Genomic DNA, 15072 nt, shown 5'->3' with positions numbered 1-15072 from the left:
TGTGATGAAAAAACTAACAAACCTTCTGACGGCGACGGCCCTTACGGCCGCCTCAGCCGCACCTGCGCTAGCCGAGAAGTGGGACATGCCGATGGCCTATGCCGCGTCAAACTTCCACTCGGCCACGGGCGCGGAATTCGCCAAATGCGTGACCACCGGCACCGGTGGTGAGATCGAAATCGTCACGCATCCCTCGGGCTCGTTGTTCAAAGGCGCCGACATCAAACGCGCGATTCAAACCGGGCAGGCTCCGATCGGTGAGCGCCTGCTGTCCGGCCACCAGAATGAAAACGCGTTGTTCGGGTTTGACTCGATCCCGTTCCTGGCAACGTCCTTCGATGACAGCGAAAAGTTGTGGCAAGCCGCCAAACCCTCGCTTGAAAAGCTGCTGGCAGAACAGAACCTGACCCTGCTCTACGCTGTGCCGTGGCCGCCGCAGGGGCTGTACTTCAAGAATGAGGTGAACTCGGTCGCCGATATGGAAGGCATCAAATTCCGGTCGTATAACAACGCGACCTCGCGTCTGGCCGAGTTGACGGGGATGCTGCCGGTGACCATTGAAGCAGCTGAAATCAGTCAGGCATTCGCCACCGGAGTTGCAGACTCGATGGTGTCCTCAGGTTCGACCGGCTATGACCGCAAGGTATGGGAAAGCCTGAACTATTTCTATGAGGTCGACGCTTGGTTGCCGCGCAATTACGTGATGGTGAACTCCGACATTTGGTCTGGCGTGTCCGACGCCAATAAGAACGTCATCAAAGCGTGCGCGGAACTGGCGGAATACGCTGGCAACTGGCGGGCCAAGGAATACACCGGCTTTACGCTACAAGGTCTGCGCGATGGTGGAATGACCGTTGGTCCTGCGTCCGATCAGATGGTTCAGGAACTGAAGGAAATCGGCGTCACCATGACCAATGAATGGCTGGAAGCCGCAGGCGACGAGGGCAAGGCCATCGTCGATGCATTCAATTCGTCGCAGTAACTGCACGCGGGCGGCGGATTTTTTCGCCGCCCTTAACCCATCCAATCATAACTTAACGGGGACGGTATGGCGGTATTGCGAGGGCTTCGGTCCGTACTGGATTTCATCTATTTGGCAGCAGGAGTTCTGGCGGCGCTCAGCCTGATTGCCATTCTGTTGCTGATCGTGGTGCAGATGCTGGCGCGCTGGACCGGAGAAGTCTTTCCCGGTGCACCTGATTATGCTGGGTATGCGATGGCAGCTGCCTCGTTTCTTGCCTTTGCCAATGCGTTGAACCGCGGCAGCCATATCCGTGTTTCGATCTTGCTGAACGCAGTTCCGGAAGGCGCGCGGCGCATCCTTGAAATCTGGTGTTTTGCCATCGGCTCCGCGGTTATGTGGTACTTCTGCTGGTACGCCTATCGCTTCGTCTACTGGAGCTGGAAGTTCAACGATATCAGCCAGGGGCAGGACAAAACCGCGCTTTGGATTCCACAATCCACCATGCTGATCGGCGCCGTGATCCTTGCAATCGCTCTGACCGATCACCTCATCCACGTCATCTTCAAGGGCGATCACCGCATCGTCCGCGATTTGGCTGATCAGAGCCACGGGGAATAAGAGCATGGAAAACCTGTCTGTCATCATTCTCTTCCTCTTTGTTCTCTTTACCCTCCTCGGAACTGGTGTTTGGGTCGGTCTTGCCCTGATGGGCGTTGCCTGGGTCGGGATGGAGTTGTTCACGACCCGCCCCGTGGGCGACGTTATGATCACGACCATCTGGTCAGCGTCCTCGTCCTGGACCCTGACAGCGCTGCCCATGTTCATCTGGATGGGCGAGATCCTTTATCGAACGCGATTATCCGAGGATATGTTCAAGGGTCTTTCCCCTTGGATGGCTCCGCTGCCCGGCGGACTGGTGCATACTAATATTGTAGGCTGCACGGTATTCGCTGCCGTCTCGGGCTCTTCCGCTGCCACCCTGACCACGGTCGGCAAGATGTCGATCCCCGAGCTGCGTAAGCGAAAGTACCCCGAGCGTATGATCATTGGCACTCTTACGGGGGCGGCCACGCTCGGCCTAATGATCCCGCCATCTCTGACGTTGATCGTCTATGGCGTTACGATCAATGAATCGATCACCAAGCTGTTTTTTGCAGGTATCCTGCCGGGCCTCGTGCTGGCCGCGATGTTCATGGGATATGTCGCGATCTATTCCAAGTTTGGCAAGGACTGGAATCCGAACCAGGAAGGTAAGCTGACCTTTTCCGAAAAGCTCAAGAACTCTCGTTTTCTGTTGCCTGTTATCTTGCTGATCGTGGTTGTGATCGGTTCGATGTATCTCGGCTATGCCACCGCGACCGAGGCTGCTGCCTTTGGCGTGATCGGAGGATTGCTGTTGGCCGCAGGGCAGGGGTCGCTGACATGGAAGACCTTCACTGAAAGTCTGATGGGCGCTACTCGGACCAGTGCGATGATTGCGCTGATCCTTGCAGGTGCAGCGTTCCTGTCGCTTTCGATGGGCTTTACCGGCCTTCCACGTGGGTTGGCCGACCTGATCGCCGGGTGGGAACTGACCCGGTTCGAGCTGCTGATGGTCCTGCTGGTGTTCTACATCGTTCTGGGTTGTTTCCTCGACGGCATTTCCTCGGTTGTGCTGACCATGGCGGTGGTTGAACCGATGATCCGCGATGCCGGGATAGACCTGATCTGGTTCGGTATCTTCATCGTCGTCGTTGTCGAAATGGCACAGATTACGCCGCCGATTGGGTTCAATCTGTTCGTGATGCAGGGAATGACAAACCATGAGATGAGCTATATCGCCCGCGCCGCGATCCCGATGTTCCTGATCATGGTGCTGATGGTTTTTATCCTGATCTGGTTCCCTGACCTCGCAACGTGGTTGCCCGAAAACCTGCGCGGGACACCGGGCGGGTAAGGTGGCGCAGTGAAACTGCTGCTCTGGGCGGCGCAAAATGGCCCTTACGTTCTGGTCTCTGGACTGGTCGTGGGGTTGTTGCTGCCGGGACTGGCCGAGCCAATGCGGCCTTTGCTCCCGCCTCTAGTTGCTCTTCTGTTGTTCGTGACCATTCTACGGATGGAGCCAGCGGCCATTCTGGGATCTTTGGCGGATCTGCGTCAGGTCACAACAACAGTTGTCGGGTTTCAGGTTCTAATGCCACTTGCCGTTCTCGCAATAGCGATTGCCGGGGGATGGACGGGAACGGCGGTCATTTTGTCATTGCTGATCATGACCGCCGCGCCCTCGATCTCAGGCAGTCCGAACCTTTGTATGATGATGGGGTATCCCGCCGAGCACGCGATGCGTCTGGTTGTGGTCGGGACAGCCGCGTTGCCCCTGACGGCTCTGCCGGTTTTCTGGCTTATGCCTGAGCTTGGAGATTTATCGGCGGTCCTGAAGGCTGCGGTAAAGCTGTTTCTGACGATTTCTATCGTGACGCTTGTTGCCGTCGGGCTGCGCCTGACCCTTCTAAGCAATCCTTCGCAAACAACGCTGTTGAAACTTGAAGGGTTGGCTGCGATCACGTTGGCAGTTTTCGTCATTGGCTTGATGCCGTCGGTCAGCACAACGGCGTTGAATGATCCGTGGCTTGCCGGGTTCTGGATCGCCTTCGCCTGTTTCTTGAATTTTGGCGCTCAGATCGCCACCTTACGACTTGCACGCAATCGCTTGCGTCCGGCTCAAGCGACCGCAGTGTCTCTGATCGCCGGAAATCGCAACATTGCATTGTTCTTCGTGGCTCTGCCGCCCGAGGTCACGGCGCCGATCATGGTGTTTATCGGTGCCTATCAGATTCCGATGTACCTGACGCCTTTGGTCATGCGCCGGATGTATTGTACGTGATCATATAGCACGCAATCAAAATCGAGACCGCATGTCGACGATGTGTTTGTGAAGAACAATGGCGAACGGCACTACCTTTGGCGTGCCGTCGATCATGAGGGCGAGGTGCTGGAAGCCGTGGTCACCAAAACGCCGAAACAAGTGGGTGGAAAGAAGAAAAACTGATGAGGCGCCACGGTGCTGCCGGTGAAGTCGGTTCAAGTCGTTTTGCGCCATATCGCACCGCGACCAGAGAGCTTGGTGCCAAGGAAAAACAAATGACGGTCAGGCGGTTCAACAATCGAGTTGAGAATTCACACTTGCCGTTCCGGCGAAGCGAATACGCAATGCAGCGTTTCAGGCACTTGCGAAGTTGGCAGATATTTGCCGCAGTACATTCCTCCTTCTTCAACCAGGAAAGATCTCTTGCCAGCCAAGACACTTTCAAGCTGATACGGTCCGCAGCTTTTGCCGAGTGGCGTGAACTTGGCGCGGCCTATAGGGCAGCTCTACAGGCCGAGCTGAGGCTGGTTCGAATTTGTCTGACAGAACACAGCCAGAAGAGGTCAGCCCGACCGAAGGCGAGCTGGCAGAGTTTCCGCCTGAACTTCAGATATGCAGGGCTTGACCCAGAGCCTTCAGACAAGCTTCTTGCAGGCCTTCGGACTGGGTCGGGTGGGCGTGGATGGTTGCGCCGATGTCCTCAAGGCAGGCACCCATTTCGATGGCAATCGAGAACGCAGCCGACAGCTCCGACATCTGCGCGCCGACAGCCTGAATGCCCACAACAGCATGGTCGGTTTCGCGCCAGACCACGCGGACAAATCCGTCTTCACGTTCGCATGTCATGGCTCTGCCATTGGCCGCCATCGGAAAATCGGTTGCGTTTGTGCCGTCAATCTCGCCGGGCAGAGCGCCACAGGTAACGATCTCGGGGTCGGTGAAGCAGACTGCCGGAATCGCGCGTTTGTCCCACGCGACGGTGTGGCCCGCGATATGTTCGGCGACCATTTCGCCCTGCGCCATGGCGCGATGGGCGAGCATGGGTTCGCCTGTAACGTCCCCGATTGCATAGATGCCCCGCATCGAACTCTGACAGGTCTCGTCGATCCGAATGAACGGACCGTCCATTGTAAGCGACAGTTCCTCAACCCCGATACCATGGGTGCGTGGGCGGCGACCAACGGTCACCAGCACCTTGTCGGCGGCAACATTGCCCTGATCCGTGGCCAAAACACCATCGGAAAAGCCTTGCGCCCTGGTGTCGGTCATGACCGTGACACCCAGTGCCGACAGACGTTTCGTCACCGGTTCGGTCAGCGGTTTGTCATAGGTGGGCAGTATACGGGCCTCGGCCTCTACAACTGTGACCTTGGTGCCCAGTTTGGCAAAGGCCGTGCCCAGTTCCAGCCCTATGTACCCGCCGCCAACAACGGCAAGGCTTTCAGGTACGTCGCCCAGCGCCAGCGCCTCGGTTGAGGACAGTATATCGCCGCCAAATGGCAGTGAGGACAGTTCAACAGGGGCCGAGCCTGTGGCGATGACGATATATTCGGCGCTGATTTCGCGGCTTTCTCCCTCGGTATCTGTGACCGACACCGTCTTGCCGTCCAAAAACCGAGCACGGCCTGAAACAAACCTCGCGCCAGCCTTTTTCATCAGACCCGAGACACCGGTATTCAACCGTCGGACGATACCGTCCTTCCAGGCGACGGTCTTGGCGAGGTCGATTTTTGGGGCGGCAGCGGTGATGCCCAGCGGGCCGTCATTGACCGCTGTGATCCGGTGAAACTCGTCGGCCGCGTGGATCAGCGCCTTAGAGGGGATGCAGCCCACATTCAGACAGGTGCCGCCGGGATTGGCCTCGTCGACTATTATCGTGTCGATGCCCAACTGACCCGCACGAATGGCGCAGACATAGCCGCCGGGACCAGCGCCGATGATCAGCAACTTACATTTCAGGTCCGACATTCAGCCCTCCACAAACAACATGGCCGGGGTTTCCAGCAGGGATTTCAGTTTCTGCACGAAGACAGCCGCATCCCAGCCGTCGACCACACGATGATCGAAGCTGCACGAGATGTTCATCATCTTGCGCGGCTGGAACTGCTGACCATCCCAAACCGGGCGGATCTGCATCTTGTTGACACCCACAATGGCTACCTCGGGATGATTGATGATCGGTGTGGTGGCCAACGCACCCAGCGGCCCGAGCGAGGTTATGGTGATGGTACCGCCCTGCAATTCCTCGCGCTTGATCGTGCCCTCGCGGGCAGCCTCGGCCAGGCGGGTCAACTCGGCGGCATTGTCCCAAAGGCTACCCGCTTCGGCGTGGCGGATTACCGGCACGTTCAGCCCGTTTGGCGTCTGGGTGGCAATGCCCACATGCACGCCACCATGGCGATGGATGACGCCGGCCTCATCATCGAAACGGGCGTTCAATCCGGGCTGTTCGCGCACCGCTTCAACAATCGCGCGCATCAGGAACGGCAGCATTGTCAGCTTTGGCCTGTGGCCCTTGTACTTGTCATTCAGCGCCACCCGCAGGGCGTCGAGAGACTCGATTTCGACCTCTTCAACGATGGTGATATGCGGGATCTGGCGTTTCGAAAGCTGCATTTTTTCGGCAATCTTGCGGCGCATGCCGATGACGCGCACCTCTTCAATGCCGGTATTGGCGCCACGGGTGATCTGACCCTGCTGAATGCCGCCCGAAGCAATCCACTGATCCAGATCGTTGTGGCTGATCCGCGAGGCCGGACCGGACCCCGGCACCTGGCGCAAGTCGATGCCTTCTTCACGGGCACGAGCGCGTACCGAGGGTGAGGCCAGCGGCTTGGTGCCTTGGGCGCGCGCCACCGCAGGTGCGGCCCGTTCGGGTGCTTTTGCGGGATCAGGCTTGGGCTCGACCTTCGGATCTGGTTCAGGTTCCGGCTCAACGTCGGTCGCCTCGGCCACGGCAGGCGCATCGCCTTCGTTGCCCTCTCCGTCGACTTCAATGCGGATCAGAGTGGCGCCAACGGCCATCAACTCGCCGATCTCCCCACCCAATTCCAAAACCTTGCCAGCGACGGATGAAGGCACTTCGACTGCGGCCTTGTCGGTCATCACCACAGCCAGAATATCGTCTTCCCTGACTATATCGCCAGGCTTGACCTGCCATTCGGTCAATTCGGCTTCGGCGATACCCTCGCCGATGTCCGGAAGACGGATGATATGTACGCCCATGGTTCAGTCCTCCATGACGGTTTTGAGGGCTTCACCCACCCGCATTGGGCCCGGGAAATACTGCCATTCCTGGGCATGCGGATAAGGTGTGTCCCAACCGGTGACACGGATAATTGGCGCTTCGAGGTGATAGAAGCACTCCTCTTGCACAAGGCTCAGCAGCTCGGCGCCAAAGCCGCACGTGCGCGTGGCTTCATGTACGATCACGCAGCGGCCGGTCTTCTTCACCGAGGCGGTGATCGTATCCAGATCCAACGGCATAAGTGTCCGCAGGTCGATCACCTCGGCGTCAATGCCAGTTTCCTTTGCGGCGGCCTCGGCCACATAAACCATGGTTCCGTAGGCCAAGACGGTCACATCCGCCCCCTCGCGGGTGACCTTGGCCTTGCCCAGAGGCACAATCTCATCGCCTTCGGGCACGTCGCCCTGGGCGTGCTTTTTCCAGGTTGTCAGCGGTTTATCGTGATGCCCGTCAAACGGCCCGTTATAAAGCCGTTTGGGCTCCAGAAAGATCACTGGATCCGGGTCGGCAATCGACGCAAGCAACAGGCCCTTGGCATCCACCGGATTTGACGGCATCACCACCTTGAGGCCCGACACATGGGTGAACAGCGCCTCCGGGCTCTGGCTGTGGGTCTGGCCGCCGAAAATTCCACCACCCGTGGGCATGCGGATGACAAGCGGGCAGGTAAAGTCGGCGTTCGAGCGGTGGCGCAAACGCGCGGCCTCACTCACGATCTGGTCATAGGCGGGATAAACATAATCGGCGAACTGAATCTCGATCACCGGCTTCAGACCATAGGCGGCCATACCGATTGCGGTGCCGACGATGCCGCTTTCGTTGATCGGCGCATCAAAGCAGCGGCTCTTGCCGTATTTTTCCTGCAAACCGGCGGTGCAACGAAAAACACCCCCGAAAAACCCTACATCCTCGCCGAACACCACCACACGGTCATCGGCGGCCATAGCCACGTCATGGGCATCACGAATGGCTTCTATCATTGTCATTTGAGCCATCTCTCAATACCCCGCCTGCTGGCGCTGCCGGACCAGATGCGGCGGCATTGTTTCATAAACACCCTCGAACATGTCACGGGGCGATGGAGCCTTGCCGTCGCCCAGGGTACCGACGCTTTCGGCCTGTTTCTGCGTCGCAATGACCTCATCCATGATTTCGGCCTCAGCCTGTGTATGGCGCTCGTCGGACCATTCGCCGATCGTGATCAGATGCTTCTTCAGGCGTTCTATCGGATCGCCGAGCGGCCAGGCGCTGGCTTCCTCACCCGAACGGTAGGCCGAAGGATCGTCCGACGAAGAATGCCCGCCCGCGCGGTAAGTCACATACTCAATCAAGGTTGGGCCCAACCCCCGACGCGCGCGCTCGGCGGCCCATTTGGCGACTGCGTGAACGGCCAGATAGTCGTTGCCATCGACACGAAGCGAGGGGATACCAAACCCGTGGCCGCGCGCGGCAAAAGTGCCAACCCCACCTCGGGCGATCCCTTGGAAGGTCGAGATGGCCCATTGGTTGTTGACGATGTTCAGAACAACGGGCGCTTTATAGGTGGAGGCAAACACCATCGCCGCATGAAAATCGCTTTCCGCGGTTGAGCCGTCGCCAATCCAACCGGCGGCGATCTTGGTATCCCCAGAAATGGCTGAGGCCATGGCCCAGCCCACCGATTGCACAAATTGCGTGCCCAGATTGCCTGAGATCGAAAAGAACCCGTGTTCTTTCGAAGTGTACATGATTGGCAACTGACGACCGTGCAGCGGGTCATCGGCATTGGAATAGATTTGGTTCATCATCGTCAGCATCGGATAGTCTACTGCAACCAGTAGTCCGGCCTGACGATATGTCGGGAAATTCATGTCACCGGGTTGCAACGCACGAGCAAAGGCACAGCTGATCGCCTCTTCGCCCAGGTGCTGCATATAGAAACTTGTCTTGCCCTGACGTTGCGCCATCAGCATGCGCTTGTCAAAGGCGCGCAGGGTCAGCATATGGCGCAAGCCGATGCGCAGCTCATCAGGCGTCATTGCCCCTGCCCATTCACCGACGGCCTGTCCCTCTTTGTTCAGAACCCGAACAATCGAAAAAGCCATGTCACGAATGTCATCCGCCGCCACGTCGACCGGCGGCTGCGGAACCTCACCCGCTCGGGGAATTTCGAAATCCGAGAAATCCGGTGTATCGCCTGGTCGGCAGCCCGGTTCAGGAACGTTCAACGACAGCGGTTTGGTTGTTTCGCTCATGCTGCACCCTCTTGGCGGTGGTCACGGACGCTATTTAGAATTTCATCGACTACCTGGGCGGCGACCTTTGTGGTCGATTGGCCGGTGCGTTTCGAGGTTGCGAGGATCTCTGCAATTCGCGTGGCGACCTCCTTGAGCCTAGCCTGGCGATATGCCTCACCTACCTTGTGTATTTCACCTGCCACGCTGATGATGCCACCCGCATTGACCACATAATCGGGCAGATAGCGAATTCCGCGCGCGCCAAGGGTTTCGGCAACCGCGTCTTCAGCAAGTTGGTTGTTGGCCGCGCCACAGACCAGACGCGCCGTCAGTCTCTGCGCGCTGTCATGGGTCAGAATGCCACCCAGAGCACAGGGCGCAAAAATGTCCATCTGTGCGTCAAATACTTGATCCACAGGGCAGATATCCGCACGCAGCCGGTCGCGGGCTTGGTCAAGCGCGGCTTGATTGATGTCCGACACGATCAGCGAGGCACCTGCGGCATGCAGTTTTTCCGCCAGGCTCATCCCCACATGGCCCAATCCCTGAACCAGCACGCGAAGCCCGGTCAGATCGTCGCTCCCGAATACGTCTTTTGCGCCGACATTCAGGCACTGAAAAACCCCTTCGGCGGTAAAGGGGGACGGGTCACCGCTGCCATGCTCCCCACCTTCGAGGCCAACTGCGAAATCCGTCTCCTCGGCCACAATCCGAATGTCTTCGGGTGAGAAACCCACATCTTCGGCGGTATAGTACTGCCCGTCCAGAGCGTCGACCGCGCGACCAAAGGCGCGCAGCATTGCCGGGGTTTTGTCTTTACGGGCATTGCCAATGATCACCGATTTGCCACCGCCCAGCCCGAGTCCGGCCATAACATTCTTGGCGGTCATGCCGCGTGCCAGCCGCAACACGTCTTCACGAGCAGCTTCCCGGCTCTCGTAAGCCCACATTCGGCAGCCTCCCGCCGCCGGGCCGCAAACTGTTGAGTGCAAACAGATATAGGCCTGTAACCCGCTACTGGCATCCTCAGCAAAGATCAGGCGCTCATATCCGGGTGGCGGGGTTTCTTCCGTGATGATCAGGGGCATGGTTTCTCTTTTTTAGAAGGGCGGGGCGTAATCACTTCGATCCGTTAGGATCATTTCTTCCAGCCTATTATCCTGCGCTGGGTTGAAAAACCGCTTATCCAGGGTATTCTGAAGCAAACTTGGTGGATTACACTACAAAAATTAGGTTTCATAGTGCCTTACACTACAGATCAAGTAGATCGAGAGATTCTTCGTGCACTGCAAGAAGACGGGCGTATGTCATTGGTCCAACTTTCGGAACGCATTGGCCTGTCCGCCACACCTTGCAAACGCCGGTTGGCGCGTCTTGAGGAATCCGGGCTTATCTCGGGTTACAGCGCCCGCATCGACCGTAAAACGGCGGGCTTTCCGATCACGGCTTTCGTCTCGGTCGAACTCGAGAGGCAGGACGCAGAGAAAGTGGCAGACTTTCAGCGCCAGGTCGCGCTGTTTGACGAGGTAGTGACCGGAACGTTGATGACCGGCGCGCAGGATTTCCTGTTGGAAGTTGCAGTTGAAAGCCTGGAAGAGTTTGAAACGTTCCTACAGACAAAACTAATGCGGTTGCCGGGCTTACGCGTGGTGCGTTCACGGTTCGCGCTGCGTCAATTCATCAGCCGGGCGCGCATCCCGTATTGAAGGTCGGGATCGGTAAGACTCGGCTGCTCAAAGGGACAAGACACCTTTGCGTCACTGATCAAATTGACGGGTTAGTTTTCGAATGCGCGAGGTTCGACTTAACTTAAGCAACTCATAGGGAGATTGATGAACTTCGCGCTCGACAAACCCTTCTTTAAGACCTGGTTCGTGGAAGCTGCAGTGCAGCAATTGCGGGTATACTCAAAGTGGAAGTGGCACTTCGACGAAGTGTTTGTGAAGATCAATGGCGAACGGCGCTACCTGTGTCACGCCGTTGATCACGGGGCGAGGTTCTCGATTCCGTGGCCCCAAAGCATCGAAACAAGCGAGCGGCATTGAAATTCTTCATACAATTGATGAGTCGACACGATACTGCTGGTGAAATCGTTTCAGATCGCTTCGCGTCATATCGCGCGCGCTCAGAGAGCTTGGTGTCAGGGAAAAACAGTAAACGAGCAGGCGGCTCAATAATCGAGTTGAGAACTCACACTTGCCGTTCCGACGAAATGAATGCGCAATGCAGCATTTCAGGCACATGCGAAGTTTGCAGAAATCTGCCGCAGTACACTCCTCCGTCTTCAACCATCTCAACCAGGAAAGATCTTTCACCAGCCGAGACACTTTCAAGCTGAACCGCCCCGCCGTTCTGGCCGAGTGGCGTCAACTTGGCGCGGGCTAAAGGACAGCTCTACTGGCCTGGCTGAGGTTGGTTCAAATTTGCCTGACAGCACCGTCTGCTTTGGGTCAGTTGCGAAGCAGCATCCCGGCGCTTGGACATTGTCGCAAAAGGCAGATTGCGTTGAGTTCGGTTCCTTCGTTTGCTTTGCTTAAACTGGGTGGCGATTACTACACCTATCCAGATTGAAGCAGCTTCAGAATTTACTAAATCAGATCGCATCTTGTATTTGGATTGCAGTTCACCAAAATCGGCGGTCAAGTCTCGAAACTTTGTTTCGTTTTTATTGCGAAAAACGAAACATCATGACAGCGCAAGCGCGATAGTTTAGGTGTTCACAATAACCAAAAAACAAAAGTCTCGGTGAAATCCGTGGAACAAGTTGCCTTTACGTTTGAAATGGGTGTGGTTTGCGTGTTGTTGGCCTTCACCGTCTTCCTGTTCGTTTCAGAAATTGTCAGAATTGACCTCTCAGCCATACTGGTTCTGGTTCTCGTCGGTCTTCTCAGCTACGCACCGGGGCTTGAGAATCTTGCGGATGTTACGCACCTGTTCGATGGATTCGCTTCGAACGCTGTGATTTCTATAATCGCGGTCATGATTGTCGGTGCTGGTTTGGACAAAACCGGTATCATGAACAAGGTTGCTGCGGTCATTCTCAAATATGGTGGCACAGCTGAAAACCGGGTATTGCCGATCGTTTCAGGTACGGTCGGGGTTATTTCTTCATTCATGCAGAATGTCGGGGCGGCTGCGTTGTTTCTGCCAGTCGTCAGCCGCATTTCCTCGAGGTCCGGAATACCCCTATCCCGCCTGCTGATGCCCATGGGGTTTTGCGCAATCCTTGGCGGCACGATGACAATGGTTGGCTCATCTCCGCTGATCCTGTTGAACGACCTGGTCCAAACTGCAAATGAGGGCCTGCCCGAAGGCCAGAAAATTCAACCTTTCGGCCTCTTCTCGGTGACGCCAATCGGTGCGGTCTTAATCCTGACCGGGATCGGGTACTTTCTGCTGTTGGGACGCTGGGTACTGCCCGGAGATGCCGGATCTGAAAATACAGGCACAGGGCAAGGTACGCAGGAATACCTGCAGCGGGTTTACGGGTTGCAGGCGGATGTTTTCGAGGTAATCGTGCCGGAAAAGAGCCCGCTGGTTGGGCAGATACTGGCTGACATAAACCATGAAAACCATCTCTACATAATATCCACATTTTATCGCGGCAAAACTTCTATGGTCCAGGTCCTGACGGCCGAGATCGCTGCCCCGTGCAGGCTTGCCATCATAGGAAATCGCCTGGTTGTCGAGCAGTTCGCAGAAAAATTCGATCTGACTGTTCTACCTGAACTGGATATCTTCGTCGAAGAATTTGCACCAACAAATGCCGGAATAGCCGAAGTCGTTGTGACACCTGACAGCAAGCTGATCGGGAAATGCCCCCGCGAGCTTTTGTTTCGCAAGACATACGGCATGTCACTGCTCGCTATTCACCGAGGAGAAGAAACGCTCAGCCATGTAGAGACTGAAACGCATGAGTCCACTCAGATCGGGCTAGAAGAATTTCACGCTGGTGACATGCTTGTTGCACATACAAGGTGGGACAACCTGATGCGGATTAAACGGGACCCTGACTTTGTGGTCGTGACAACGGATTTTCCGCAAGATGAATTGCGACCACAGAAGGTCGGTTGGGCTTTGGCCTTTTTTGCGATTTCGCTGTCGCTGATACTGTTTACCGACGTTCGTTTATCCCTTTGCCTTCTGACAGGTGCAGCCGGAATGATGCTCACACGTGTACTCAGTGTCGATGAGGCTTATCGAGCGGTGGGATGGAACACGGTTTTTCTGCTGGCATGCCTTATACCGCTGGGACAAGCGGTGCAAAATACTGGTACTGCGGCGTGGATCGCCCAGCAAATCATGATCATTTTGAACGGTTGGCCCATTTGGGCGCTTCAAGCTGGCGTCGCGATACTGGCCACGACGTTTTCACTGGTTATGTCAAATGTCGGAGCCACTGTCCTGCTTGTGCCTCTTGCCGTTTCGATTGCGGTAGCCGCTGGCGGTAACCCAGCCGTATTTGCGCTAACAGTTGCGATTTCGACCTCGAACAGCTTCATCATACCCACCCATCAGGTAAACGCACTGATTATGGGGCCGGCGGGTTATAAGGTAATGGACTTTGTGCGATCCGGCGGCGTTATGACCGTTCTGTTCCTGGTGGTTTCGCTGCTGATGCTCAACGTGATTTACTGAACATCCTGATCGGTCTTGTCAGAAGGCCTCTTGAGCCGGGCAGAGTGCCTCCGAAGCCTCTGCGCATGACTAAACGATCATCCTACAAACGCTTAATAACCAGCGCCGAGCTTAACTTCGAGTCTGCTGGCGGGGCGTATCATGTAAAGGACATCGGGCCCCAACCCGATCTCCGAACAAAAAAGCCCGCGGCAGGCGCGCAGGCAAACCCCAAGTTTGCGTAACTGCGCGTATTACCCAGCGGGCATGCGGACGGCCGCCGCATCGCGGCCTGGCGAGGCTATGTTTTCATGCAAGGGGAGCGAAGTTAGGATCCAGGCCGCAATTCTTGTTCGACCACCTCAATCAAGGGAGAATGTAATGGCGGATTACTGCCCAGAATGAAGGAGGTCAGATTGCCACCGACGACTTTGTAGACATCATCGGGCTCTGGAAAGAAGAACATATTGTAGGCTCTTTAGTTTCAATGGGTCCAAGCAATTGACCAAGCCGTGCTTCGGTAATCATCGAGAATGGTCGACAGGTAAAACCAGCCCCAGCCGATGACCTTCAGATAGGTGAAGTCGGTCTGCCAGAGCTGGTTCGGTCGTGTGGACTTTTCGTGGAACTCGTTAGCGGCGGACACAGTTCAGCCAAAAATTTGCAAATTCCAGAGTCTCAGAAACTAAAAACGCTAAGTAATTGATTTTGTTGCAGCCTCAGTCTCACCAACTAAGTGATCCGACAAAAGCTATCCGTAATTTTAACTCAGCCGGCAAAGCGCTTCTGGAACTGCGACCATAGTGTCGATTTCACCGGGTCGAGATCAATCTTTCCACCTGCCCTCTCATACAACTCACGGTCAGCACAGTGCCTTTCGACCAGTTTGGCATGTGTAGCCCTCGAAAGGTCTTGTTTCGTCTGCAACCGCTTCTCACGCACGAAGTCTGATGTCCGATTCCTAATTTCCGTTTCCACGGGAGGACATCCAAATTCCTTTTCAAGGATATTCGAGACCCCGGGGATTGAGTTTTCCATCGGGAAAACCGTGAATTCCTTCAACATATCATCAATGCCCTTACTTGGAGTTTTCATTAGATATCTTGACTGGAAGTTTTCCGGCACGTCCAACGCAAATTCATCCAGAGACTGTGTGACTTCATATGAAGTGCCCTTCAGGTGC

Annotated in this window: 12 protein-coding genes and 3 pseudogenes; 8 read left to right on the top strand and 7 right to left on the bottom strand. The window is 56.1% G+C overall.

Annotation, left to right across the window (positions count from 1 at the left end; translation table 11 throughout):
* The first annotated feature begins 4 nt into the window (after positions 1–4).
* The 5 genes and pseudogenes from ACR1XY_RS21485 to ACR1XY_RS21465 form a co-directional block, all read left to right on the top strand.
* A complete protein-coding gene (locus tag ACR1XY_RS21485; RefSeq protein ID WP_480596326.1) occupies positions 5–982 on the top strand; it encodes a TRAP transporter substrate-binding protein in 978 nt (325 codons plus the stop codon).
* 66 nt (positions 983–1048) lie between these two features.
* A complete protein-coding gene (locus ACR1XY_RS21480; protein WP_480596324.1) occupies positions 1049–1582 on the top strand; it encodes a TRAP transporter small permease in 534 nt (177 codons plus the stop codon).
* A 4-nt stretch (positions 1583–1586) separates the two neighbouring features.
* On the top strand, positions 1587–2900 hold the full coding sequence (locus ACR1XY_RS21475) for a TRAP transporter large permease (protein WP_480596322.1): 1314 nt from the start codon (positions 1587–1589) through the stop codon (positions 2898–2900).
* Positions 2901–2909: 9 nt separating this feature from the next.
* Entirely contained in the window at positions 2910–3827 is a 918-nt protein-coding gene (locus ACR1XY_RS21470) for a hypothetical protein (RefSeq protein WP_480596320.1), read from the top strand.
* A gap of 15 nt (positions 3828–3842) precedes the next feature.
* Positions 3843–4297 (top strand): annotated as a pseudogene (locus ACR1XY_RS21465) (DDE-type integrase/transposase/recombinase); the annotation flags it as partial.
* A 118-nt stretch (positions 4298–4415) separates the two neighbouring features.
* Here the strand turns inward: ACR1XY_RS21465 and lpdA are convergent.
* The 5 genes from lpdA to ACR1XY_RS21440 are packed head-to-tail and all read right to left on the bottom strand — an operon-like array spanning position 4416 to position 10360.
* Positions 4416–5777 (bottom strand): dihydrolipoyl dehydrogenase, encoded by a 1362-nt coding sequence (gene lpdA / locus ACR1XY_RS21460; protein ID WP_480596318.1) that lies wholly within the window; start codon positions 5775–5777, stop codon positions 4416–4418.
* Positions 5778–7034: a dihydrolipoamide acetyltransferase family protein gene (locus tag ACR1XY_RS21455; protein ID WP_480596316.1), complete on the bottom strand. Its 1257-nt coding sequence runs from the start codon at positions 7032–7034 to the stop codon at positions 5778–5780. It lies immediately after the preceding gene.
* Positions 7035–7037: 3 nt separating this feature from the next.
* Entirely contained in the window at positions 7038–8051 is a 1014-nt protein-coding gene (locus tag ACR1XY_RS21450) for an alpha-ketoacid dehydrogenase subunit beta (protein WP_480596314.1), read from the bottom strand.
* A gap of 3 nt (positions 8052–8054) precedes the next feature.
* The gene (locus ACR1XY_RS21445; protein WP_480596312.1) at positions 8055–9290 is read right to left on the bottom strand and encodes a thiamine pyrophosphate-dependent enzyme; all 1236 of its coding nucleotides are present in this window, start codon (positions 9288–9290) and stop codon (positions 8055–8057) included.
* Positions 9287–10360 (bottom strand): Leu/Phe/Val dehydrogenase, encoded by a 1074-nt coding sequence (locus tag ACR1XY_RS21440; RefSeq protein WP_480596310.1) that lies wholly within the window; start codon positions 10358–10360, stop codon positions 9287–9289. The genes ACR1XY_RS21445 and ACR1XY_RS21440 overlap by 4 nt, the downstream gene beginning before the upstream one ends.
* A gap of 150 nt (positions 10361–10510) precedes the next feature.
* On the opposite strand from ACR1XY_RS21440, the gene ACR1XY_RS21435 reads away from it, so the two are divergent.
* The 3 genes and pseudogenes from ACR1XY_RS21435 (at position 10511) to ACR1XY_RS21425 (ending at position 13910) form a co-directional block, all read left to right on the top strand.
* Entirely contained in the window at positions 10511–10978 is a 468-nt protein-coding gene (locus tag ACR1XY_RS21435) for an Lrp/AsnC family transcriptional regulator (RefSeq protein ID WP_480596374.1), read from the top strand.
* A 177-nt stretch (positions 10979–11155) separates the two neighbouring features.
* A pseudogene (locus tag ACR1XY_RS21430) lies at positions 11156–11657 on the top strand (IS6 family transposase); the annotation flags it as partial.
* A gap of 369 nt (positions 11658–12026) precedes the next feature.
* Positions 12027–13910 (top strand): SLC13 family permease, encoded by a 1884-nt coding sequence (locus tag ACR1XY_RS21425; protein WP_480596308.1) that lies wholly within the window; start codon positions 12027–12029, stop codon positions 13908–13910.
* 472 nt (positions 13911–14382) lie between these two features.
* Here ACR1XY_RS21425 and ACR1XY_RS21420 read toward each other — a convergent pair.
* A pseudogene (locus ACR1XY_RS21420) lies at positions 14383–14535 on the bottom strand (DDE-type integrase/transposase/recombinase); the annotation flags it as partial.
* A gap of 122 nt (positions 14536–14657) precedes the next feature.
* The coding region (locus tag ACR1XY_RS21415; protein ID WP_480596305.1) for a hypothetical protein at positions 14658–15072 on the bottom strand (415 nt) is incomplete at its 5' end.

It is taken from the genome of Ruegeria sp. AD11(2025), assembly GCF_056542405.1.
Note: the sequence above shows the minus strand (reverse complement) of the source record. Positions and strands in the feature narration are given on the sequence as shown.

Bases quoted from the DNA above. Each gene is read 5' to 3' on its own strand.
- ACR1XY_RS21485 (WP_480596326.1), top strand. From the start codon at position 5: ATGAAAAAACTAACAAACCTTCTGACGGCGACGGCCCTTACGGCCGCC.
- ACR1XY_RS21480 (WP_480596324.1), top strand. From the start codon at position 1,049: ATGGCGGTATTGCGAGGGCTTCGGTCCGTACTGGATTTCATCTATTTG.
- ACR1XY_RS21475 (WP_480596322.1), top strand. From the start codon at position 1,587: ATGGAAAACCTGTCTGTCATCATTCTCTTCCTCTTTGTTCTCTTTACC.
- lpdA (WP_480596318.1), bottom strand. From the start codon at position 5,777: ATGTCGGACCTGAAATGTAAGTTGCTGATCATCGGCGCTGGTCCCGGC.
- ACR1XY_RS21455 (WP_480596316.1), bottom strand. From the start codon at position 7,034: ATGGGCGTACATATCATCCGTCTTCCGGACATCGGCGAGGGTATCGCC.
- ACR1XY_RS21450 (WP_480596314.1), bottom strand. From the start codon at position 8,051: ATGGCTCAAATGACAATGATAGAAGCCATTCGTGATGCCCATGACGTG.
- ACR1XY_RS21445 (WP_480596312.1), bottom strand. From the start codon at position 9,290: ATGAGCGAAACAACCAAACCGCTGTCGTTGAACGTTCCTGAACCGGGC.
- ACR1XY_RS21440 (WP_480596310.1), bottom strand. From the start codon at position 10,360: ATGCCCCTGATCATCACGGAAGAAACCCCGCCACCCGGATATGAGCGC.